We start from the raw sequence: 22,517 nt of genomic DNA, 5'->3' as shown, positions 1-22,517 counted from the left end.
CGCCGTCCGCCCTCTTCTGCACAGGAGTTCACTCGCGCTAACGTCCGGCCGTGCTGCTACGTAGGCGGAAACCCCGCATCCACTGGGCCAGGCACCTCGTCCCGGCGGTCACCGCACTGGTGGCCGCCACCCTCTTACCGCTGTCTCCCCTCGGCACCTCACCGGCCCACGCGGCCACGGTCCGGGAGAGCAGACCCGTCTATTCGTACGACGACGCCGTACGCGAATCCGTATGGGTGGACACGAAGCTCGACGGCGACGGGGACGGCAGGACCGACCGGGTCGCCGTCGACATCGTGCGGCCGCGCGAGCCCGCCCGGCAGGGTCGCAAAATCCCTGTGATCATGGACGCCAGTCCGTACTACTCCTGCTGCGGACGCGGCAACGAGAGCCAGACCAAGACCTATGACGCGGGCGGCAAACCGGTCCGGTTCCCGCTCTTCTACGACAACTACTTCGTCCCGCGCGGCTATGCCACCGTCCTCGTCGACCTCGCCGGAACCAACCGCTCCGACGGCTGCGTCGACGTCGGCGGCCGCTCCGACATCCAGTCCGCCAAGGCCGTCGTGGACTGGCTGAACGGCCGCGCCACCGGATACAGCGCCCCGGCGGGCGGCAAGCCCGTCACGGCGTCCTGGACAGACGGCCGCACCGGCATGATCGGCAAGAGCTACGACGGCACCATCGCCAACGGCGTCGCCGCCACCGGCGTCAAGGGCCTGAAGACCATCGTGCCCATCGGCGCCATCTCCTCCTGGTACGACTACTACTTCGCCAAGGGCGCCGCCCTCTTCGGCTCCGGCCCCGACGGGCTGGCCGACAACATCGAGAGCGACGCCGCGCACGGGCGCTGCGCCGCCGTACAGAAACGTCTCGTCGACGGCGCCCCGCGCACCGGCGACTGGACCGGCCTGTGGAGCGCGCGCGACTACGTCCCCGACGCGGGCAAGGTGCGCGCCAGCGTCTTCGCCGTCCACGGCATGCAGGACCTCAACGTCCGCACCAAGCACCTCGGCCAGTGGTGGAACGCGCTCGCCGACGCGGGCGTGGAGCGCAAGATCTGGCTGTCGCAGACCGGACACGTCGACCCGTTCGACTTCCGGCGCGGGGAGTGGGTGAAGACGCTGCACCGCTGGTTCGACCACTACCTCCTCGGCCTCGACAACGACATCGAGCGCACCCCCATGGCCGACATCGAGCGCACCCCCGACCAGTGGTCCACCGACCGCGTCTGGCCCCCGTCCGGCACCCGGCAGACCACCCTGCGGCCGAGCACGGGGGAGACTCCCGGGGTGGGCGTCCTCGGCACCGAGCGCGCCAGGCCCGGCTCAGTCGCGGCCTTCACCGACGACCCCCGGCTGAGCGAGACCGACTGGGCCGCCGACATCGACCGGCCGACCCCCGCCAAGGCGGGCTTCACCACGCGGCCGCTGACCCGGGACCTGCGGCTGTCCGGCTCCGGCACCGTGACGGTCACCGCCACCCCCTCCACCACCAGCGCCCGTCTGAGCGCGGTCCTGGTCGATCTCGGCCCGGACACCATCCGCGACTACGGCGCGGACGGCGAAGGCATCGTCACCCTGGAGGACCGCACCTGCTGGGGGAGCAGCACGGCGGGCGACAGCGCCTGCTTCAAGGTGACCGCGGCCGACACCAAGCCCGTCGACTACACCGTCTTCAGCCGAGGCTGGGCCGACCTCGGCCACTACGGCGACGGCCGCAAGGGCCGCCCGCTGACCCCCGGCAAGCCGTACACCCTCACCCTCGACCTGGCCGCCACCGACCATGTGATCCCGGCGGGCCACCGGCTGGGCCTGATCATCGCCGGTACGGACGCCGGACTCCTCGAACCGCCCACCACCACGCCCCGGTTGACCCTCGACCTCCCTCGCACCTCGGCCCGCCTCCCGCTGGCCGGCGCCCTGAAGGCCGAAGGCGCGGCGCCCGAGGCCGCCCCGAAGCGTCTGCGCGGCGTCCGCACCCCGCACGTCGCATCGCCCCTGCCCCTGCGCTGAACCCAACCCGGTGAGGCGCCCGCGCGACGCCCGGGCGCCTCACCAGGCACCCCGTCCCTCGTCACCGGAGGTCCGCACCGTGTTCTCACCCGCGCCCCTCATCCGTTCCGCCGTCACCTGCGGCGCGCTCGGCGCGCTGCTCACCGGATCGCTCCTGGCCGCGCCCGCACGGGCCGAGCCGGGAGCGCCACCGCGCACCGGATTCGAGACCAGCCAGGGCGCGCGCTGGACGACGCAGGGCGAGGAGGCGGGCTTCCTCGCGGCCGTCGACAAGGCCAGTGCGCGCGTCGCCGTGGACACCATCGGCACCACCGCGCAGGGACGCCCCCTCAACCTGGTGCGGATCGGCGCCCCCGCGGCGCCCGACGACGCCGCCCGGGCCGCACGCGGAAACTCCCTGATGCTCATCTGCTCCCAGCACGGTGACGAGCCGTCAGGCCGCGAGGCATGCCTGACCACCATCCGCGACCTCGCCTACGCCAAGGACCCGGGGACCCGCCGCTTCCTGGAGCGTACGAACGTCCTCGTCGTGCCCACCGCCAACCCCGACGGCCGGGCCGCCGACACCCGCGGCAACTCCGCGGGCACGGACATCAACCGCGACCACATCGCACTCACCACCGCCGAGTCCCGCGCCATGGCCCGCGTCTTCCGCGACTGGCGCCCGGACACCGTGTACGACCTGCACGAGTACGGGGCCACCGTCCCGTACTACATGAAGGACCTGCTGGCCCTGTGGCCGCGCAACCTCAACACCGCCGACCCCGTGCACCGCGAGGCGCGCACCCTCTCCGACGCTTACGTGCGCCCGCGCGCCGAGGCCGCGGGCTTCTCCACCGGCGTCTACGGCATATGGACCGACCCCGGGACCGGCGATCCCATCAAACAGGTGGCGGGCGACGGCCAGGAGCGCATCCTGCGGAACACCGCCGGGGTCAAGAACAGCGTCGGGCAGCTCGTCGAGACCCGCGTCGATCCGCTCACCGATGCCGAGAAGGCCGACCCCGCCGTCAACAACAAGCGCCGGGTGGGCTCCCAACTCGCCGCGCTGAAGGGTGCGTTCGACTTCGTGAAGGAGCGGCGTCCGCAGATCGAGGCCGCCACGACCGCGGCCCGGCTCTCCGGGTACGCGGACCGGGGCCCGGTGTACCTCGGCGGCGCGGACAACGACCCGGCCGAGGACGGTGCCATCCTCCAGGACCCGCCGTGCGGCTACCGGCTGGACGCCGCCCAGTACGCCGACGTACGGGACGAACTGGCCCTGCACGGCATACGTGTCCGGGCGCTCCGCGGCGCCGGAGGCGACGTCTTCGTATCGCTGCGTCAGCCGCTGCGGGCCCTCGTCCCGCTGCTGCTCGACGGCCGCGCCGCGTATCACCTGACCGCAGGTCAACCCGTGAACACGTGCTGACACGGCGGGAGTCGTGCTGACATACGTCTCCGACTAGTGGGTAGCCGCATCGTCGACCCATTAAACCCAGTGAAAGGTTCATGCGTGACGGAGACACAGAAGGCCACGGGGGACGTAGGAAACGACCCTCCGGTCACGGCAGACCTTCCCGGCAGTCCCGACCCGACGCCGGCTCCCCAGACCGACCGCGTGGTCTTCGGCGTATCCGCCGGGCTCACCCTCGCGTTCGTGCTCTGGGGGTGCCTGTTCACGGGCGCGCTCGAAGACATCTCGGACAGCATGCTGTCCGGGCTGATCCACAACGGTGGGTGGGCGTTCATCCTCGCCGCGACCGGGTTTGTGATCTTCGCCCTGTGGCTGGCGATGAGCCGCTACGGCAAGATCACGCTCGGGAAGGAGGGCGAGGATCCCGAGTTCAAGACCGTCTCATGGGTCGCGATGATGTTCAGCGCGGGCATGGGCATCGGCCTGATGTTCTACGGGGTGAGCGAGCCGCTGTCGCACTTCGTCACCCCGCCGCCGGGCACCGACCCCGGCACCGCGGCCGAGAAGATGCAGATCGCCATGTCGACGACGCTCTTCCACTGGACGCTCCACCCGTGGGCGATCTACGCGGTCGTGGGCCTCGCCATCGCGTACAGCACCTTCCGCCGTGGCCGCCGCCAGACCATCAGCGCCGTCTTCACCCCGCTGATCGGCAGCAGGCACGCCAACGGTGCGGGCGGCCGTGTCATCGACATCCTCGCGATCTTCGCCACCCTCTTCGGCTCCGCCGCCTCCCTCGGGCTCGGCGCGCTGCAGATCGGCAGCGGTATCGAGGTGCTCGGCTGGAAGAGCGACGTCGGAACCGGGCTGCTGGTCGCCGTGATCGCGGTGCTGACGGTCGCGTTCATCGCCTCCGCCGTCTCCGGCGTCGCCAAGGGCATCCAGTGGCTGTCCAACATCAACATGGTGCTGGCGCTGTTCCTGGCCGTGTTCGTCTTCGTGGCGGGCCCGACGATCATCATCCTCGACCTGCTGCCCACCTCCATCGGCAGCTACATCGGTGACCTGCCGCAGCTGGTCGGCCGTACCGAGGCGACCGGCGGCCAGACGGTCGCGACCTGGCTGAGCAAGTGGACGGTCTTCTACTGGGCCTGGTGGATCTCCTGGACGCCGTTCGTCGGCATGTTCATCGCGCGGATCAGCCGCGGCCGTACCATCCGGCAGTTCGTCGGCGGTGTGATCCTGGTGCCGAGCACCGTCAGCCTGATCTGGTTCGCGATCTTCGGCGGCTCGTCCATGAAGCTCCAGGCCGCGGGCAAGCTGGGCAAGGAGACGACCCCGGAGGGCCAGCTGTTCGGCGTGCTCGAGCAGTACCCGATGGCGAGCATCATGAGCGTCATCGTGATGATCCTCGTCGGCATCTTCTTCGTCTCCGGCGCGGACGCGGCCTCGATCGTGATGGGCACCCTCTCGCAGAAGGGCTCCTTCGAGCCGAGCCGCTTCGTCGTCATCTTCTGGGGTGTCGTCACGGGCGCCGTCGCGGCGGTCATGCTGCTCGTCGGCGGCGGCGGTGCCGACGCGCTCACCGGGTTGCAGAACCTGACGATCCTGGTGGCAGCGCCCTTCACCCTGGTGATGGTCGGGCTGTGCTGGGCCCTGCTGAAGGACCTGCGCCGCGACCCGCTGATCGTGCGCGGCGAGCGGGGCGAGGAAGCGGTCGAGATGGCCGTCATCGCCGGACACGAGAAGTACGACGGCGACTTCGAGATCCGGATCGGCCCGGCCGCCCCGGCCGAGAACACCGCCGAGAACATCGACGGCGCCGCCGGGACGGGCGAGGCCGACACCTCCTCGACCTCGACCGCCCATACGGACGAAGACCGGGTCGGGGCGAGCGAAACCCGCTAGGTCCTGTCCGCACCGCCCTACGGGGCGCGTTGACCCCGCACACACGCGGTGCGACGCGCCTTCTCGCCGGACCCCGGCCGAGGCCCAGCGCCCTCCCGGCCGGGCGCGGGGCTCCGGCGAGAGGCGGGCCCCGCCCCCGTATGCACTCCGGTTTCCTCCCGTTGCAGGCGCGTCGCGGCGACGCCGCCCCGATACGGGAATACTTGGGGCATGACCTCCGCGTACGCGACCTTCGGGCTGGTACCGGCCATGCGCGCCGGCGGCGTTCTGCCCGGCGGCACGTACCAAACCCACCCCTGCGACCCCGACCCCCTCCCCGCCGTCGCCGACCGCGGCCCTGCTGCGGTTCCGGTTCGCCAGGCGGCGGCCGTCAGGTGGGGGTGTGTACGCGCCCTGTTCCCTGCGCGCCGTCGCCGACCACCGGGCTGTCCCGGTTCCCGGTTCGCTCGGTGGGGGTGCCGAGTGGAGGTAGGGGCGCCCCCGGGCCCCATGCTCCCAAGGTGGGGTGGGGCACCGTGGGTCCGTCTCGTGGTGCGGGGCGACCCTGTGCCGGGGCGAAAACGCCGGGCCCGCGGCCCCGCGCGGCGGCTAGGATCGGGCGTCTGATGACTGCCACTCTCGTCGCCAAGGACCTGGCCGCCGGACACGGTGACCGCCCTCTCTTCTCCGGGCTCGACCTCGTCGTCGCCCCGGGCGAGGTCATCGGCCTCGTCGGGGTCAACGGAGCGGGGAAATCGACCCTGCTGCGGCTGCTCGCCGGGCTCACCGACCCCGAACAGGGCGTCATCCGGATCAGCCCGCCGCACGCCACGGTCGGCCACCTTCCGCAGGAGCCCGAGCGCCGGGCGGGGGAGACCGTACGGGCGTTCCTGGCCCGCCGCACCGGCGTGGCCGCCGCACAGGCCGACCTCGACGCGACCACCCAGGCGCTCGCGGACGGCGCACCCGGCGCGGACGACGCGTACGCCGTCGCCCTGGAGCGCTGGCTCTCGCTCGGCGCCGCCGACCTCGACGAACGCGCCGACGAGATCGCCGCCTCCCTCGGGCTCGACATCTCGCTCGAACGCCCCATGACCGCCCTCTCCGGCGGCCAGGCGGCTCGCGCCGGTCTCGCCTCGCTGCTGCTCAGCCGGTACGACGTCTTCCTGCTCGACGAGCCGACGAACGACCTCGACCTCGACGGGCTCCAGCGCCTGGAAACGTTCGTCGGCGGCCTGCGTGCCGGTACGGTGCTCGTCAGCCACGACCGCGAATTCCTGGCCCGTACCGTCGACAAGGTCCTCGAACTCGACCTGGCCCAGCAGCAGGTGAACCTGATCGGCGGTGGCTACACCGCCTACCTGGAGGAGCGGGAGACCGCCCGGCGCCACGCCCGCGAACGCTACGAGGAGTACGCGGACACCCGCGCCACCCTGGAGGCCCGGGCCCGTACCCAGCGCGCCTGGATGGAGAAGGGCGTCAAGAACGCCCGCCGCAAGGCCCCCGACGGCGACAAGATCGCCCGGAACGCCCGCATCGAATCCACCGAGAAGCAGGCCGCCAAGGCGCGCCAGACCGACCGGCTGATCGAGCGGCTGGAGACCGTCGAGGAACCGCGGAAGGAGTGGGAGCTGCGGATGGAGATCGCCGCGGCACCGCGCTCGGGCGCGGTCGTGGCGACCCTGCGCGGGGCCGAGGTCCGGCGCGGAGACTTCCACTTCGGCCCGGTCGACCTCCAGGTCGACTGGGCCGACCGGATCGCGGTGACCGGCGCGAACGGCTCCGGAAAGTCCACCCTGCTGGCCGCCCTCCTCGGCCGCCTCCCGCTGGACGAGGGCCATGCGTCGCTCGGACCGGGGGTGGTGGTGGGCGAGGTCGACCAGGCCCGCGCGCTGTTCTTCGGCAGCGAGTCCCTGCTGGACGCCTTCGGCGCGGCCGCGCCGGAGATGGTGCCCGCGGACGTACGGACCCTGCTGGCGAAATTCGGCCTCAAGGCCGCCCATGTGCTGCGCCCCGCGTCCACGCTCTCCCCGGGCGAGCGCACCCGCGCGGCCCTGGCCCTGCTCCAGGCCCGAGGCGTCAACCTGCTGGTGCTGGACGAGCCGACCAACCACCTGGATCTGCCCGCGATCGAGCAACTGGAGTCAGCTCTCGCTTCCTATCAGGGCACGCTGCTCCTGGTCACCCACGACCGCCGCATGCTGGAAGCGGTCCACACCACCCGCCGCCTCCACGTGTCCGACGGCCGGATCACCGAGCCCTGACCCCGCCGACCGCCCGGCGACCTCGGGTTCAGGGCCTGAGCGGGGGCCGCACGCCCAGCCCGTGCCGCGCTCCGGACCGGAGGCCGAGGGCGGGTCGGCACCACGTCCGGCTCGTGCTGTGCTGCGTGCCGGAGGCCGGGGGCGGGTCGGCACCACATCCAGCCCGTGCCGCGCTCCGGACCGGAGGCCGGGGGCGGACCTGCACCACATCCAGCCCGTCCGGCGCTTGAGGACCGGGGTCCGGGGCGGAGCCCCGGTTCGGGAAGGGGCGGGGTGGGGAACAACCCACCCGCCCCCACAACGGCTACCGCCGCTTGGGATCCACCAGCCCCGCCCGCCGCAGCGCATCCGCCATCGCCCCGTTGGCGGGAGCCGCATCGCGGCCACCGCCACCGCGCTGGCCGCCGCCGCGCGCGCCACGCCCGCCGCCGCCCTGGCGCTGCTTGGGGGCGGAACGGCGGCCGCCGCCACCCTGCTCCGAGCGGTCGGAGCGGTCGGAGCGCTCGGCGCGCCCGCCACCCCCACCGGCCTCGTCATCCAGCCGCAGCGTCAGCGAGATCCGCTTGCGCGGAATGTCCACATCGAGGACCTTCACCCGCACGATGTCACCCGGCTTCACCACATCCCGCGGGTCCTTGACGAACGTCTTGGACATCGCGGAGACGTGCACCAGCCCATCCTGATGCACCCCGACGTCCACGAACGCCCCGAACGCGGCCACGTTCGTGACGACGCCCTCCAGGATCATCCCGGACGCCAGGTCGCCGATCTTCTCGACACCTTCCTTGAAGGTCGCGGTCTTGAAGGCCGGGCGCGGGTCGCGGCCCGGCTTCTCCAGCTCCCGCAGGATGTCCGTGACGGTCGGCAGCCCGAAGGCGTCGTCCACGAAGTCATCCGGCCGCAGAGACCGCAGCGTGGCCGTGTTGCCGATGAGCGACGTCACGTCGCCACCGGTCGAGGTGATCATGCGGCGCACCACCGGATACGCCTCGGGGTGCACGCTGGAGGCGTCCAGCGGGTCGTCGCCGCCGCGGATGCGGAGGAAGCCCGCGCACTGTTCGTACGCCTTGGGCCCGAGGCGCGCCACGTCCTTGAGGGCCTTGCGGCTGCGGAAGGGCCCGTTGGTGTCGCGGTGGGTGACGATGTTCTCCGCGAGCCCGGCGCCGATGCCGGAGACCCGGCTGAGGAGAGGGGCGGAGGCGGTGTTGACGTCCACCCCGACGCCGTTCACACAGTCCTCGACCACCGCGTCGAGCGAGCGTGACAGCTTCACCTCGGACAGATCGTGCTGGTACTGACCGACCCCGATCGACTTCGGATCGATCTTGACCAGTTCGGCCAGCGGGTCCTGGAGCCGCCGCGCGATCGACACCGCACCGCGCAGCGAGACGTCGAGGTCGGGCAGCTCCTGGGAGGCGAAGGCGGAGGCAGAGTACACGGAGGCGCCCGCCTCGGAGACCATCACCTTGGTCAGCTTCAGCTCGGGGTGCTTGGCGCACAGCTCGCCCGCGAGCTTGTCGGTCTCCCGGGACGCCGTGCCGTTGCCGATGGCGATCAGCTCGACGTCGTGCTCGCGGGCCAGCTTGGCGAGCCGGTCCAGGGACTGCTCCCACTGGTTCCGCGGCACGTGGGGATAGATCGTGTCGGTCGCGGCCACCTTGCCGGTCGCGTCGACGACGGCCACCTTCACGCCGGTCCGGAAGCCGGGGTCGAGACCCATCGTGGCGCGCGTGCCGGCCGGGGCGGCGAGCAGCAGGTCGCGGAGGTTGGCGGCGAAGACGCGCACGGCCTCGTCCTCGGCGGCCTGCCGCAGCCGCAGCCGCAGATCGATGCCGAGGTGGACCAGGACACGGGTGCGCCAGGCCCACCGCACGGTGTCGGCCAGCCACTTGTCGGCCGGGCGCCCGCGGTCGGCGATGCCGAAGCGCTGCGCGATGGACCGCTCGTACGAGGTGGGGCCGGGGTCCTCGGAGGGCTCCTCCGGCTCCAGGGTGAGGTCCAGGACCTCTTCCTTCTCACCGCGGAACATCGCCAGCACCCGGTGCGAGGGCAGCTCGGTGAAGGGCTCGGCGAAGTCGAAGTAGTCGGCGAACTTGGCGCCGGCCTCCTCCTTGCCCTCTCGCACCTTGGTGGCGACCCGGCCGCGCGACCACATGCGCTCGCGCAGCTCACCGATGAGGTCGGCGTCCTCCCCGAACCGCTCGGTGAGGATCGCCCGCGCTCCCTCCAGCGCGGCGGCGGCGTCCGCGACGCCCTTCTCGGCGTCCACGAACGCGGCGGCCGCCGCCGTGGGCTCCACGGTCGGGTCGCCGAGCAGCCCGTCGGCGAGCGGTTCGAGACCGGCCTCGCGGGCGATCTGCGCCTTCGTGCGGCGCTTCGGCTTGTAGGGGAGGTAGATGTCCTCCAGCCGGGCCTTGGAGTCGGCGGCGAGGATCTGCGCCTCCAGCGCCTCGTCCAGCTTCCCCTGCGACCGGACCGATTCGAGGATCGCGGTGCGCCGCTCCTCCAGCTCGCGCAGATAGCGCAGCCGCTCCTCCAGGGAGCGCAGCTGCGCGTCGTCGAGCATTTCCGTCGCTTCCTTGCGGTAGCGCGCGATGAACGGCACGGTGGAGCCGCCGTCGAGCAGCTCGACGGCGGCCTTGACCTGCCGTTCCCGTACGCCGAGTTCTTCGGCGATCCTGCCTTCGATGGACGTCGTCACGATCACGCTCCGCTTTCGGTCTGCACTGCATCTGCATTGTGGCAGGTGGCACTGACGAAGCGGTCACGGACGACGTGTTCGGCGGGCCGCAGAAGGGCCCAATCGGGTCTCAAGGGGCGTACGGGGTTCACACGTGCGGGGTTCACACGTGCCTGCGGCGGCGTGCGCCACCCGCCGTGTCGGCGGCCCCGCCGAACAGCCGGGCAATGGCACGGAACGGAAGAGTCACCACTGTGGCGATCGCGGATCCGATGGTGCGAGGCACATCGGCGACAGCGCGCAACATTTCAGACCTCCCATCGGGTCGGGAGCCGGTCGGCAGCCGCAGCTGGGCGCCGCGCGTACGCGGAGCACGGGCACTCGCCGGCGTGCGGCGCGCGGTTGGGCGCCCGGTGAAAGGGCGGCCGATCGCTCAACGATCGGGTATCCCGCCTCGTTTCGCGCAAACCCGCCCCCGACCCCAGGGGGTGCGTCAGCCCTTGCCGCGGAGGTCCGCGGGGAAGGCGCCCGCCTCCATGGCCCGCGTCGTGAACGCCCCGGCCAGCTCCGTCAGCCGGGCCACCCCCGCCGCGCCCAGGTGCTCGTACGGGGCGGCGTCCAGGCGGTCCGTCTCGTCCTCCACGGACTCGCGCAGGTCGACGCCCGCCTGCGTCAGCTCGCCGTCCGCGTCGAGCAGCCCGCGCTCGCGCAGCCGGTCCTGCCCGGCGGCCAGCTCCTCGGCGCTCCAGCCACGGGTCGCCAGGAGCCACTTCGGGGACATGCCCTTGCCGGTCGCGGCATGGCTGACCAGGGCCTCCACCCCGTCGAGCCCGGCGGCGACGAGGGTCATCAGATGGGTGTCGCCGCGGTGCTCGCGCAGCAGGGTGGCGGCGTGCCACAGGGCCAGGTGCGGGGCCTCGGGTACGGGGAGGTCGGCGTGGGCGGCGTACAGGGGGCGCGCGGAGCGGGAACACCCCTCGGCGGCGCGCAGCGCCAGCTCGGCCGCCTCGGCCATCTCCTTCGAGGCCAGCGCGTCGTCCCCCAGCAGCCGCCGCAGCACGGAGTCGGCCGCCCGCAACCGGGCGTCCAGGGCGGCCTCGGGGGAGACCACGTCCCAGGCGCGCGGGATGTGGCGGGCGATCAGCTCGTGCTTGAAGTTGTAGAAGGTCGCGGTGACGGTCCCCGCGCCCACCCGGCCGAACGCCGCCGCACGGCCCACGAAGTAGACGGCGCCGCGCTCCTCCAGGCCGAGTTTCGCCAGCTCTTCGGCATAGTCCGGGGCGAAGTAGACGGTGGAGTGAAGCGGATTGACGACGGAGTGGCAGCGCCGTACGGCGCGCTCGGGAAGAGTGGTCATGGGCCGCACGCTACCGGCTGGTAGGAAAGGCTGTCAGCCGGGTCCGAAAGCCCGCGCCCCGGGCTCGCGGCCCCGCCGCGGTCAGGGGGCCGGCGGCGTCCATCGGAAGCGCGGCGCCCGGCGCTCCAGGAAGGCGGCGACCCCCTCCCCGGCCTCCCCGCTGATCCGCGCCTGCTCCTGCCAGTACGCGATACGCTCCGCATCGGCCGGCCCGGCCGCGAACTCCTTGGCCGCCGCCTGCGTGAGCTGCGACCGGGACACCAGCGTCCGTGTGAACTCCGCGACCCGCTTTTCCAGCCCGCCGGTCGGCAGTACCTCGTCGACCAGCCCGGTGCGCAGCGCCCGCGCGGTGTCGATCAGCTCGCCCGAGAACAGCAGGTACTTGGCGCTCGCCGGTCCGATCAGCTCCACCAGCCGCCGGGTGGAGCCCGCGGAGTAGACGATTCCGAGCTTGGCCGGGGTGATCCCGAAGAGCGCGCCCTCCTCCGCGAACCGCAGATCGCAGGCGGCCGCCAGCTGGCAGCCGCCGCCCACGCAGTAGCCGCGCACGGCGGCCAGCGTCGGCTTGGGGAAGGCCGCGAGGGCCTCCTCGGCGGGCAGCGCGAGGCCCGTCGTCCGCTCGTACGTCGCGCTCAGCGAGCCGATGTCGGCGCCCGCGCAGAAGGTGTCCCCGTGGCCGGTGAGCACGAGCGCCCGTACGGCGGGGTCGGCGGCGAGCCGGTCGAGCAGCGGGGGCAGCGCGCTCCACATGGCGGGGGTCAGCGCGTTGCGCTTGGCGGGATTGCGGATGACGACGGTCGCTATGCCGTCCGTGACGTCGTGCCGCAGGCCGGGCTCCGTGGGCTCCATGCGGCGGATCGTATCCGGGCCGTCCGGGACACCGGGCCGGGGTGTCAGAGCCGGGGTCACGTCATAGGTGCCAGGGGGCGTTCTTCAGACGGGCAGGAACAGTCGAGCGAGTGACCCTGGCATACGCCAACGAACAAAAGCGGTCGATAAGTGCAAAGTTGTGTTCACTTCGCCGATCCGTACCAGACCATTCCCAACACTCGACCTGAGAGGTCGAGCCGTGGCGATGGGTGGGTGTCGGGCATGGAGATCGTCGGGAGAGTCCCCTCCGAACCGGGGCACGCCCCGCCGCGCGGACCGGCGGTCGGCGAGGGGGTGTGGCGGTTCACCGCTCCGGCCCTGGAGTCCTCCGTACCGCAGGCCCGGCACGCGGTGCGTGACCTGCTGACCCATCAGGGGGTGTCCGGGCACGGCGATCTGATGCCGAATCTGCTGCTGATCGTCTCCGAGCTGGTTACCAACGCGGTGCGGCACGCGGCGCTGCTTTCCCCGCAGATCGCCGTCGAGGTGTCGATCGGCCGGGGCTGGGTGCGGGTCTCCGTCGAGGACAACCACCCGTACCGGCCCAGGCCCTTGGAGCTGGAGGCGGACCAGGGGCGGACCGGCGGCCGCGGACTGCTGCTGGTGCAGGCGATCGCGGAGGAGTCCGGCGGGAAGTACGACGTCGATCACACGGCGAGCGGAGGCAAGGCGGTCTGGGCCACCCTGCCGCTGTCCGCCGCCGCAGCCGGACCCGTGCCGGGCGGCCCGCTCACCAGCCTGCGGCCGTCCCGGTCAGCTCCCGGATCGCCGGCCGGGCCGCGTCCAGCACGGTCATGAACCAGGCCGAGAACGGGCCCTCCGCGTGCAGCTTCGTCAGCTCCTCCGGCGTGACGAAGGCGGTCTCGCCGATCTCCTGCGGATCCGGCCGCGGCGTCTCCTTGACCAGCCCGACGAACAGGTGGTTGTACTCCTGCTCGACCAGACCCGAGGCCGGGTCCGGGTGGTTGTAGCGGACCGTGCCCGCCTCGCCGAGGAGCGCGGGCGCGATGCCCAGCTCCTCGCCGGTACGCCGCGCCGCGGCCACGAACGGCGGCTCACCGGGGTACGGGTGGCCGCAGCAGGTGTTCGACCAGACGCCGGGGGAGTGGTACTTGCCCAGCGCGCGGCGCTGGAGCAGCAGTCGCCCCTGCGCGTCGAACAGGAAGACGGAGAAGGCCCGGTGCAGTTGCCCGGGTGCGACGTGGGCCGACAGCTTCTCCGCGGTGCCGATCGTGGTGCCGTCCTCATCGACCAGTTCCAGCATGATGTCTTCCGTCGAACCGTCCGGCCCGGGAGGCGCGGCGGTCTCGGCGGAAGGGCCGTTGGCGGGTGTGATCGGCATGACCGTCCTCATAGTTACGACGTTGGCCCCCAAGTCTGCCGCACACAGGCACGTGTCACTGGCACAGCCGGGCTTCATGATCAGCATGTCCACCCGGTTCCAGCTGAAACGTGCAGTGCGCGACGTCGAAATGCTCCCCCAGACACCCCTGGAGATCGTGCAGCAGCCGCTCATGACTCACCGCGTCGAGCACCGGCCGGCCGACCACCACATGCGCGGAGAGCACCGGCATCCCGGAGGTGATCGTCCACACGTGGAGATCGTGCAGCCCCTCCACGCCGGGCAGGGCGAGGATGTGGGCGCGCACCGCGGCCATGTCGACATCCCGCGGTGCCGCCTCCAGGAGGACGTTCAGCGTCTCCCGGAGCAGGGTGTACGTACGCGGCACGATCATGAGCGCGATCCCGAGCGACGCGATCGGATCCGCCGCCTGCCACCCGGTGGCCAGGATGATCCCGGCCGACACCAGCACCGCGACCGAGCCCAGGGCGTCCGCCAGGACCTCCAGGAACGCGCCCCGCACATTCAGGCTCTCCCGCTGCCCGCCCCGCAGCAGGGCGAGCGACACCAGATTCGCGGCCAGGCCGACCGCGCCGAAGACGATCACCAGGCGGCCCTGGGTGGCGGCCGGGTGGAGGAAGCGCAGCACCGCCTCGCACAGGATGTAGCCGCCGACCCCGAACAGCAGCAGACAGTTCCCCAGCGCCGCCAGGATCTCGGCGCGCGCGTATCCATACGTACGTCGCGGGCTGGGCGGGCGCCCCGCGAAGTGGATCGCCAGCAGCGACATGGCAAGACCGAGCGCGTCCGTGGCCATGTGCCCGGCGTCCGCCAGCAGCGCGAGCGAATCGGCGAGCAGCCCGCCGACGATCTCCACGACCATCACGGTGACGGTGATGACGAGCGCGATCCGCAACCGCCACCGATGCCCGGCGCCCGCGGTGCGGTGGTCATGACCTGCGACCATGTCGGTACGGCCCTCCTGCCCGGGGCGGCCCCTTTCCCCAGTGAACTACGCCGGGGCCATGCCCTCAGCGGGCCGTACCGCCGTCCGGTCCAGCCCCGGGGTCAGCCCTTACCGCGAGCCTCCGGGTGGTGGTGGCACCAGCCCTCCCAGGCCGACTCCACCATCGCGCGCACGTCGTGCCGGGCGCTCCAGCCCAGCTCCTTGGTGATCAGTTCGGTCGATCCGACGACCCGGGCCGGGTCGCCCGGGCGGCGGGGCTCGACCACGGGGGCGGGCTCGTGGCGGCCGGTGACCTGGGCGATCAGGTCGGCCATCTCGCGCACCGAGACCCCCTGACCGGTGCCGATGTTCACCGTCAGATCGCCCGCGCCCGGCCGCTCGGCCAGTCGGCGGGCCACGGCGAGGTGGGCGGAGGCCAGGTCCTCCACATGGATGTAGTCGCGGACGCAGGTGCCGTCCGGGGTCGGATAGTCGTCACCGAAGATCCTCGGGGCCTCCCCATGTGTGATCCGCTCGAACATCATCGGGATGATGTTGAACACTCCGGTGTCGGCCAACTCGGGCCGCGTGGCACCCGCCACATTGAAGTAGCGCAGACAGGCCGTCGACACCGAATGCGCCGCCCCCACGGCCCTGACCAGCCATTCTCCGGCGAGTTTGGTCTCTCCGTACGGATTCATCGGCACGCACGGGGTGTCCTCGGTGACCAGTTCCACATCCGGCATGCCGTAGACGGCGGCGGAGGAGGAGAAGAGGAAGCTGCCGATCCCGGCGGCCACCACGGCCTCCAGCAGCACGGTGAGGCCGTGCACATTCTCCCGGTAGTACCGCAGCGGCTGCTCGACCGACTCCCCGACCTGCTTCTTCGCCGCGAGATGCACCACACCGGTGACGTCCAGCTCGGCGAACGTACGGTCCAGCAGCGCACGGTCCAGCGTGGAGCCGCGCACGAGCGGAACGTCCTCGGGCAGCCGCCCGGGGATTCCGCTGGAGATGTCGTCGAGGACGGCCACCCGCTCGCCGGCCTGGGCCATCGCCCGCACGACATGCGACCCGATATATCCGGCACCACCTGTGATCAGCCACGTCATGACGGCACCCTATCCACAGGTCAGCGCGGCGCCCGTTTGTCGAGGGGACACGCCATCCACCATGATGATCGACGGCGCGCGGAAGCGGTCGTTCCCCCGATCGTGTGGTGAATGCGCGGTGAACGGCTGCTTCCATCGATCCGATAGCCTCTGCCGACATGCCGCCCGCCCCACCCGGGACCGGGATGCGCGATGCCCCCTGTTTCCAGGGCTCCAGGCCTGTGCCAGAGCGGCGCGGCCACATGTCAGCTCCAAGGAGTGAGTTCGTCTGTCGACCGCGATTCTCACCGGGTCCCCGGTCGCCGGCTCGTCTGTCCAGGACGACCTGCGGTCGCTGGGTTTCGACGTGCGCACGGCGATCGACGCGGCCGGGGTGGCGACGGAGCTGGCCGCCGTCCCGCCGCGTGAGCGGGTGGCCCTCGTCGACCCCCGTTTCGTCGGACACGGCCACGCCCTCCGCCTGGCGCTGACCGACCCCCGGTTCCCCGCGGCCGCCGTGCCCGGCGCGCTGACGGCGCAGCCAGAGGCACGGGCCGCGCTGTCCCGCGCGGTGACGGCCGCCACGCGGTCCGGCGGTGACGCCGGACACACGCCGTCGCCCGCGGGCGCCGCCGCCACGGCGGCCGGGCAGGTGGCCACGGTCGGCGACGCCGAGAAGACGGCCGAGGAAACGGGAGAGGCCCGTACGCCCTCCCTCGTGGACGACATCGCGACCGCCCTCGACGCCGAAGGCGTCCCCCCGCACCGGCCCGAGCTGGGTGTGCTCATTGCCACCGTGGCCGCCGACGAGGAGCGGCGGGCGGCGGCGCTGGCGGAGACCGCCGCCGTGGACGACGAGAAGGTGCGGCTGCGCACCGCCGTGAAGGCCCGGGACGGCTTCTTCACGACCTTCTGCATCAGCCCCTACTCCCGCTATATCGCCCGCTGGTGTGCCCGCCGCGGGCTGACACCCAACCAGGTCACCACCGCCTCCCTCCTCACCGCTCTCATCGCGGCCGGCTGCGCCGCCACCGGCACCCGGCCCGGGTTCGTCGCGGCCGGGGTGCTGCTGATCGCCTCGTTCGTCCTCGACTGCACCGACGGGCAGCTGGCCCGCTACTCGCTCCAGTACTCGACCCTCGGCGCCTGGCTGGACGCGACGTTCGACCGGGCCAAGGAGTACGCGTACTACGCGGGCCTCGCCCTCGGCGCGGCCAACGCCCCGGGCGGCGACGACGTATGGGCGCTCGCGCTGGGCGCGATGGTGCTCCAGACCTGCCGCCATGTCGTGGACTTCTCGTTCAACGAGGCCAATCACGACGCCACCGGCAACTCCAGCCCCACCGCCGCCCTCTCCGACCGCCTCAACAGCGTCGGCTGGACGGTCTGGGTGCGGCGCATGATCGTGCTGCCGATCGGCGAGCGCTGGGCGATGATCGCCGTGCTGACCGCGCTCACCACGCCCCGCATCACCTTCTACGTCCTGCTCATCGGCTGCGCACTGGCCGCCTGCTACACCACCGCGGGCCGGGTGCTGCGCTCGCTCACCCGCAAGGCGCGGCGCACCGACCGGGCCGCGCAGGCCCTCGCCGACCTCGCGGACTCGGGCCCGCTCGCCGAGCTGGTCGCCAAGGCGGCCGCCCGTAAGCCCCACAGCTACCTGGCCCCGGTCGTGGCCGCCCTCGGCGCCGCGCTCCTCGTCGCGGGCGCCGCCGCGCTGCCGTACGGCTCCTGGGCGGCCGTCGGAGGCGCCGCGCTCTACGCCGTCCTCGCGGGCTGCGCCGTCGCCGCACCGCTGAAGGGCCCGCTCGACTGGCTGGTGCCGCCCCTCTTCCGGGCCGCCGAGTACGGGACCGTCCTCATCCTCGCCGCCCGCTCGCAGGTGAACGGAGCATTGCCCGCTGCTTTCGGGCTGGTGGCGGCCGTCGCCTACCATCACTACGACACGGTGTACCGCATCCGCGGCGGCACCGGGGCGCCCCCGCACGGGCTGGTGCGGGCGATCGGCGGGCACGAGGGGCGGATCCTGGTGGTCACGGCCATCGCCGCACTGCTGCACGGCCTGAGCCAGGGCGACCCGAACCAAGGTTTCACCATCGCGCTGACCGCGCTCGCCGTGGTCATCGCGCTGACGGTGCTCATCGAGAGCATCCGCTTCTGGGTGTCCTCCGGAGCACCCGCTGTCCACGACGAAACAGGAGAACCCGCATGATCGGCCTCGTGCTGGCGGCCGGCGCCGGACGGCGTCTGCGCCCCTACACCGACACCCTCCCCAAGGCCCTGGTGCCGGTCGACGGTGAGACCACCGTCCTCGACCTCACCCTCGGCAACTTCGCGGAGGTCGGCCTGACCGAGGTCGCGATCGTGGTCGGCTACCGCAAGGAGGCGGTGTACGAGCGCAAGGAGGCCCTGGAGCAGAAGTACGGCCTCAAGCTCACCCTGATCGACAACGACAAGGCCGAGGAGTGGAACAACGCCTACTCCCTGTGGTGCGCCCGTGACGCGATCAAGCACAGCGTGATCCTCGCCAACGGTGACACCGTGCACCCGGTCTCCGTCGAGAAGACCCTGCTCGCCGCGCGCGGCAACGGGCAGAAGATCATCCTCGCCCTCGACACGGTGAAGCAGCTCGCCGACGAGGAGATGAAGGTCGTCAGCGAGCCGGGCAAGGGCGTCCGGAAGATCACCAAGCTGATGGACCCGACCGAGGCCACCGGTGAGTACATCGGCGTCACCCTCATCGAGGGCGAGGCCGCCGCCGATCTCGCCGACGCGCTGAAGACCACCTTCGAGCGCGACCCCGACCTCTACTACGAGGACGGCTACCAGGAGCTGGTCAACCGCGGCTTCAAGGTCGACGTGGAGCCCATCGGCGACATCAAGTGGGTCGAGATCGACAACCACGACGATCTGGCGAAGGGCCGTGAGATCGCGTGCCAGTACTGACGAGGCTCATCCCCTCGCCGCTCGTCGTCGACATCCGAGCGGGCGCCCTGGACGACCTGGCGGACGTCCTCGCCGACCAGCGGATCTCATCCTCCGGCAAGCTCGCCGTCGCGATCAGCGGCGGCTCCGGGGCCCTGCTGCGCGAGCGGCTGGCCCCGGCGCTGCCCGGCGCGAGCTGGTACGAGGTGGGCGGCGGCACTCTCGATGACGCGATCAAGCTCGCCGACCGGATGAAGTCCGGGCACTACGACGCGGTCGTGGGGCTCGGCGGTGGCAAGATCATCGACTGTGCGAAGTTCGCCGCGGCGCGCATCGGCCTTCCGCTGGTCGCCGTCGCCACGAACCTCTCGCACGACGGTCTGTGCTCACCGGTCGCGACCCTCGACAACGACGCGGGCCGCGGCTCGTACGGTGTGCCGAACCCGATCGCCGTGGTCATCGACCTCGATGTGATCCGTGAGGCCCCTGTCCGCTTCGTCCGCTCCGGCATCGGCGACGCGCTCTCCAACATCTCCGCGGTCGCGGACTGGGAGCTGTCCCACCGTGAGACGGGCGAGCAGATCGACGGGCTGGCCGCCGCCATGGCGCGCCAGGCGGGCGAGGCCGTGCTGCGCCACCCCGGCGGCGTCGGCGACGACGGCTTCCTCCAGGTGCTGGCCGAGGGCCTGGTCCTCACCGGTATCTCGATGTCGGTCGCGGGCGACTCCCGTCCGGCGTCCGGCGCCTGTCACGAGATCAACCACGCCTTCGACCTCATGTTCCCCAAGCGCGCGGCGAGCCACGGCGAGCAGTGCGGTCTTGGCGGGGCGTTCGCGATGTACCTGCGCGGGGAGCACGAGCAGTCGGCGTTCATGGCCGAAGTGCTGCACCGGCACGGTCTTCCGGTGCTGCCCGAGGAGATCGGCTTCACCGTGGACGAGTTCGTCCAGGTCGTGGACTACGCGCCGAAGACCCGCCCCGGGCGCTACACGATCCTCGAGCACCTCGACCTCTCTTCCGACGCGATCAGGGACGCATACGCCGACTATGCCAAAGCAGTCAGTCAAGCCATCAGTGGCTGAACTCCGACCGGTCGTTCACCCCGCGGGGGTGAAGGACCGGCGGAGCGGTGAGCACTGGGCCGGGCGCCTGTACATGCGGGAGATCTCGCTGCGCTGCGACCGGCACCTGGTGAACACGCGGGTCACGCCCAACCAGCTGACGTATCTGATGACCGTCTTCGGCGTACTCGCCGCCCCGGCCCTGCTGGTGCCGGGGATCGCGGGCGCCGTGCTCGGTGTGCTGATGGTCCAGCTCTACCTGCTGCTGGACTGTGTCGACGGCGAGATAGCCCGTTGGAGGCAGCAGTTCTCGCTGGGCGGCGTGTACCTGGACCGGGTCGGCGCCTACCTGACCGACGCCGCGGTGCTCGTCGGCTTCGGCCTGCGCGCCGCCGACCTGTGGGGCTCCGGGCGGATCGACTGGCTGTGGGCGTTCCTCGGCACTCTCGCCGCGCTCGGCGCCATCCTGATCAAGGCCGAGACCGACCTCGTCGGGGTCGCCCGGCACCAGGGCGGTCTTCCGCCGGTCAAGGAAGCGGCCTCCGAGCCGCGCTCGTCCGGTATGGCGCTGGCCCGGAAGGCGGCCGCGGCACTGCAGTTCCACCGGCTGATCCTCGGGATCGAGGCATCGCTGCTCATCCTCGTGCTGGCGGTCGTGGACCAGGTGCGCGGCGACCTCTTCTTCACCCGGCTGGGCGTAGCGGTGCTGGCGGGTATCGCCCTTCTGCAAACTCTGCTTCATCTCGTGTCCATCCTCGCGTCGAGCAGGCTCAAGTGACGGGCGGCACGATGAAGGTCGGAGCGGTTGTCCTCACGATGGGCAACCGCCCCGAAGAGCTGCGCGCGCTGCTCGACTCGGTCGCCAAACAGGAGGGCGACGCGATCGAGGTCGTCGTCGTGGGCAACGGCTCCCCGCTTCCGGCGCTCCCCGAGGGCGTACGGACCATCGAGCTGCCCGAGAACGTGGGCATCCCGGCGGGGCGCAACGTCGGCATCGAGGCGTTCGGACCGGGCGGCCGTGACGTCGACGTCCTGCTGTTCCTGGACGACGACGGGCTGCTGCCGGGCACCGACACGGCCGAGCTGTGCCGTGCGGCGTTCGCCGCCGACCCGAAGCTGGGCATCATCTCCTTCCGCATCGCCGACCCGGACACGGGCGTCACCCAGCGCCGCCACGTGCCCCGGCTGCGCGCCGCGGACCCGATGCGGTCCTCGCGGGTCACCACCTTCCTCGGTGGTGCCAACGCGGTCCGCACCGAGGTGTTCGAGCAGGTCGGAGGGTTGCCGGACGACTTCTTCTACGCCCATGAGGAGACCGATCTGGCCTGGCGGGCGCTGGATGCCGGGTGGATGATCGACTACCGGTCGGACATGGTGCTGTACCACCCGACCACCGCACCCAGCCGGCACGCGGTCTACCACCGCATGGTCGCGCGCAACCGGGTCTGGCTGGCCCGGCGAAACCTTCCGGCCCTGCTCGTACCCGTGTATCTCGGCGTCTGGCTGCTGCTCACACTGGCCAGGCGTCCCTCCAAAACCGCGCTTCGTGCCTGGTTGGGAGGGTTCCGCGAAGGCTGGAAGACCCCTTGCGGTCCACGGCGGCCCATGAAGTGGCGTACGGTATGGCGCCTGACCCGACTGGGCCGACCTCCTGTCATCTGACAAGCTCGTATCAGATACGCATCGAGCGCTACCGGGGCGCGGCCCCGCTCAGCGCACCCTGAAGACGAAAGTGTCAACTGTGAGCGAGACTACGCACGACAGTGCGGTCGCCGTGAGTGCCCCGCCATCACCCGACGACGGCCTGACCCCGGCCGAGCTGGCGGAGAAGTACGGCCTGTCGGTCAGCGGCGCCCGGGTGGGCCTCGGCGAGTACATCCGCCAGATCTGGGGTCGGCGCCACTTCATCCTGGCCTTCTCGTCGGCCAAGCTCACTGCTCAGTACAGCCAGGCCAAGCTGGGCCAGGTGTGGCAGGTGGCGACCCCGCTGCTCAACGCGGCGGTGTACTTCTTCATCTTCGGCATGCTGCTGAAGAGCAGCCGGGGCATGCCGAACGACATGTACATCCCGTTCCTGGTGACGGGTGTGTTCGTCTTCACCTTCACCCAGTCCTCGGCCATGGCCGGGGTGCGCGCGATTTCCGGGAACCTCGGGCTGGTGCGGGCCCTGCACTTCCCGCGGGCCTCGCTGCCCATCTCGTTCGCGCTCCAGCAGCTCCAGCAACTGCTGTTCTCGATGATCGTGCTGGTCGTTGTGCTGGTGGGCTTCGGCCACTTCCCGGGCTTCTCCTGGCTGCTGGTCCTCCCCACGCTGACGCTGCAGTTCGTCTTCAACACCGGCCTTTCGCTGATCATGGCGCGGCTGGGGGCCAAGACCCCGGACCTCGCCCAGTTGCTGCCGTTCATCCTGCGTACCTGGATGTACGCCTCGGGCGTGATGTTCCCGCTGGCCCGTACCCTGCAGCACGCGGGGGCGAGTAGCTGGCTCGCGGACTCCATGCTGTCGAATCCGGCGGCGGTCTACATGGACCTGATGCGGTTCGCGCTGATCGACGACTACACCGGGGCCAACCTGCCACCGCACGTTTGGGCGTTCGCGGTGGGCTGGGCTGTGCTCTTCGGCGTCGGGGGTTTCGTGTACTTCTGGAAGGCAGAGGAGCAGTACGGCCGTGGCTGAACAGAC

General features: G+C 71.5%; 18 protein-coding genes. 11 read left to right on the top strand and 7 right to left on the bottom strand.

Going from position 1 to position 22,517, the window contains the following annotated elements; all coding sequences use genetic code 11:
- The first annotated feature begins 50 nt into the window (after positions 1–50).
- The 4 genes from ACH4SI_RS06720 to ACH4SI_RS06705 all read left to right on the top strand — a co-directional run bounded on the left by ACH4SI_RS06720 (position 51) and on the right by ACH4SI_RS06705 (position 7,562).
- Entirely contained in the window at positions 51–2,015 is a 1,965-nt protein-coding gene (locus ACH4SI_RS06720; protein ID WP_398293332.1) for a Xaa-Pro dipeptidyl-peptidase, read from the top strand.
- Positions 2,016–2,094: 79 nt separating this feature from the next.
- Entirely contained in the window at positions 2,095–3,426 is a 1,332-nt protein-coding gene (locus tag ACH4SI_RS06715) for a M14 family metallocarboxypeptidase (protein WP_398293330.1), read from the top strand.
- Between the two features lie 84 nt (positions 3,427–3,510).
- Positions 3,511–5,319, top strand: coding sequence for a BCCT family transporter (locus ACH4SI_RS06710; protein ID WP_398293328.1), 1,809 nt, complete (start codon positions 3,511–3,513; stop codon positions 5,317–5,319).
- A gap of 605 nt (positions 5,320–5,924) precedes the next feature.
- A complete protein-coding gene (locus tag ACH4SI_RS06705; RefSeq protein WP_398293326.1) occupies positions 5,925–7,562 on the top strand; it encodes an ABC-F family ATP-binding cassette domain-containing protein in 1,638 nt (545 codons plus the stop codon).
- Between the two features lie 304 nt (positions 7,563–7,866).
- Here the strand turns inward: ACH4SI_RS06705 and ACH4SI_RS06700 are convergent, their stop codons facing one another.
- From ACH4SI_RS06700 to ACH4SI_RS06685, 4 genes are all read right to left on the bottom strand, one after another.
- Positions 7,867–10,263 carry a Tex family protein gene (locus ACH4SI_RS06700; RefSeq protein ID WP_398293324.1) on the bottom strand — a complete coding sequence of 799 codons (2,397 nt, stop codon included), beginning with the start codon at positions 10,261–10,263 and terminating at the stop codon, positions 7,867–7,869.
- Positions 10,264–10,405: 142 nt separating this feature from the next.
- Positions 10,406–10,549, bottom strand: a complete 144-nt coding sequence (locus ACH4SI_RS06695; RefSeq protein ID WP_398293322.1) for an LPFR motif small protein — start codon at positions 10,547–10,549, stop codon at positions 10,406–10,408.
- A 186-nt stretch (positions 10,550–10,735) separates the two neighbouring features.
- A complete protein-coding gene (locus tag ACH4SI_RS06690) occupies positions 10,736–11,599 on the bottom strand; it encodes a hypothetical protein (protein WP_398293320.1) in 864 nt (287 codons plus the stop codon).
- Between the two features lie 81 nt (positions 11,600–11,680).
- A complete protein-coding gene (locus ACH4SI_RS06685; RefSeq protein ID WP_398293318.1) occupies positions 11,681–12,448 on the bottom strand; it encodes an enoyl-CoA hydratase/isomerase family protein in 768 nt (255 codons plus the stop codon).
- A 243-nt stretch (positions 12,449–12,691) separates the two neighbouring features.
- Between ACH4SI_RS06685 and ACH4SI_RS06680 the strand changes: the two genes are divergently transcribed.
- On the top strand, positions 12,692–13,267 hold the full coding sequence (locus tag ACH4SI_RS06680) for an ATP-binding protein (RefSeq protein WP_398293316.1): 576 nt from the start codon (positions 12,692–12,694) through the stop codon (positions 13,265–13,267).
- Here the strand turns inward: ACH4SI_RS06680 and idi are convergent.
- The 3 genes from idi to galE all read right to left on the bottom strand — a co-directional run bounded on the left by idi (position 13,200) and on the right by galE (position 15,869).
- Entirely contained in the window at positions 13,200–13,811 is a 612-nt protein-coding gene (idi, locus tag ACH4SI_RS06675) for an isopentenyl-diphosphate Delta-isomerase (RefSeq protein WP_398293314.1), read from the bottom strand. The two genes, ACH4SI_RS06680 and idi, sit on opposite strands and share 68 nt — an antisense overlap.
- 55 nt (positions 13,812–13,866) lie before the next feature.
- Complete coding sequence (locus ACH4SI_RS06670) at positions 13,867–14,778, bottom strand: cation diffusion facilitator family transporter (protein WP_398293312.1); 912 nt, start codon at positions 14,776–14,778, stop codon at positions 13,867–13,869.
- A 101-nt stretch (positions 14,779–14,879) separates the two neighbouring features.
- The gene (gene galE, locus ACH4SI_RS06665; RefSeq protein WP_398293310.1) at positions 14,880–15,869 is read right to left on the bottom strand and encodes a UDP-glucose 4-epimerase GalE; all 990 of its coding nucleotides are present in this window, start codon (positions 15,867–15,869) and stop codon (positions 14,880–14,882) included.
- A 268-nt stretch (positions 15,870–16,137) separates the two neighbouring features.
- Between galE and ACH4SI_RS06660 the strand changes: the two genes are divergently transcribed.
- From ACH4SI_RS06660 to ACH4SI_RS06635, 6 genes are all read left to right on the top strand, one after another.
- Entirely contained in the window at positions 16,138–18,060 is a 1,923-nt protein-coding gene (locus ACH4SI_RS06660; RefSeq protein WP_398293937.1) for a DUF5941 domain-containing protein, read from the top strand.
- Positions 18,057–18,794, top strand: coding sequence for a sugar phosphate nucleotidyltransferase (locus ACH4SI_RS06655; RefSeq protein ID WP_398293308.1), 738 nt, complete (start codon positions 18,057–18,059; stop codon positions 18,792–18,794). Before ACH4SI_RS06660 ends, ACH4SI_RS06655 begins: the two co-directional genes overlap by 4 nt.
- Positions 18,782–19,855, top strand: coding sequence for an iron-containing alcohol dehydrogenase family protein (locus ACH4SI_RS06650; protein ID WP_398293306.1), 1,074 nt, complete (start codon positions 18,782–18,784; stop codon positions 19,853–19,855). The genes ACH4SI_RS06655 and ACH4SI_RS06650 overlap by 13 nt, the downstream gene beginning before the upstream one ends.
- Positions 19,821–20,612: a CDP-alcohol phosphatidyltransferase family protein gene (locus ACH4SI_RS06645; RefSeq protein WP_398293304.1), complete on the top strand. Its 792-nt coding sequence runs from the start codon at positions 19,821–19,823 to the stop codon at positions 20,610–20,612. The genes ACH4SI_RS06650 and ACH4SI_RS06645 overlap by 35 nt, the downstream gene beginning before the upstream one ends.
- A gap of 11 nt (positions 20,613–20,623) precedes the next feature.
- Positions 20,624–21,496, top strand: coding sequence for a glycosyltransferase family 2 protein (locus tag ACH4SI_RS06640; protein WP_398293935.1), 873 nt, complete (start codon positions 20,624–20,626; stop codon positions 21,494–21,496).
- 79 nt (positions 21,497–21,575) lie between these two features.
- Positions 21,576–22,511 carry an ABC transporter permease gene (locus tag ACH4SI_RS06635; RefSeq protein ID WP_398293301.1) on the top strand — a complete coding sequence of 312 codons (936 nt, stop codon included), beginning with the start codon at positions 21,576–21,578 and terminating at the stop codon, positions 22,509–22,511.
- Positions 22,512–22,517: the final 6 nt, after the last annotated feature.

This window comes from Streptomyces sp. NPDC021212 (genome assembly GCF_044332925.1).
GTDB lineage: Bacteria > Actinomycetota > Actinomycetes > Streptomycetales > Streptomycetaceae > Streptomyces.
Note: the sequence above shows the minus strand (reverse complement) of the source record. Positions and strands in the feature narration are given on the sequence as shown.

Bases quoted from the DNA above. Each gene is read 5' to 3' on its own strand.
- ACH4SI_RS06705 (WP_398293326.1), top strand. From the start codon at position 5,925: ATGACTGCCACTCTCGTCGCCAAGGACCTGGCCGCCGGACACGGTGAC.
- ACH4SI_RS06695 (WP_398293322.1), bottom strand. From the start codon at position 10,549: ATGTTGCGCGCTGTCGCCGATGTGCCTCGCACCATCGGATCCGCGATC.
- ACH4SI_RS06690 (WP_398293320.1), bottom strand. From the start codon at position 11,599: ATGACCACTCTTCCCGAGCGCGCCGTACGGCGCTGCCACTCCGTCGTC.
- ACH4SI_RS06685 (WP_398293318.1), bottom strand. From the start codon at position 12,448: ATGGAGCCCACGGAGCCCGGCCTGCGGCACGACGTCACGGACGGCATA.
- ACH4SI_RS06680 (WP_398293316.1), top strand. From the start codon at position 12,692: ATGGAGATCGTCGGGAGAGTCCCCTCCGAACCGGGGCACGCCCCGCCG.
- idi (WP_398293314.1), bottom strand. From the start codon at position 13,811: ATGCCGATCACACCCGCCAACGGCCCTTCCGCCGAGACCGCCGCGCCT.
- ACH4SI_RS06670 (WP_398293312.1), bottom strand. From the start codon at position 14,778: ATGGTCGCAGGTCATGACCACCGCACCGCGGGCGCCGGGCATCGGTGG.
- galE (WP_398293310.1), bottom strand. From the start codon at position 15,869: ATGACGTGGCTGATCACAGGTGGTGCCGGATATATCGGGTCGCATGTC.
- ACH4SI_RS06655 (WP_398293308.1), top strand. From the start codon at position 18,057: ATGATCGGCCTCGTGCTGGCGGCCGGCGCCGGACGGCGTCTGCGCCCC.
- ACH4SI_RS06645 (WP_398293304.1), top strand. From the start codon at position 19,821: ATGCCAAAGCAGTCAGTCAAGCCATCAGTGGCTGAACTCCGACCGGTC.
- ACH4SI_RS06640 (WP_398293935.1), top strand. From the start codon at position 20,624: ATGAAGGTCGGAGCGGTTGTCCTCACGATGGGCAACCGCCCCGAAGAG.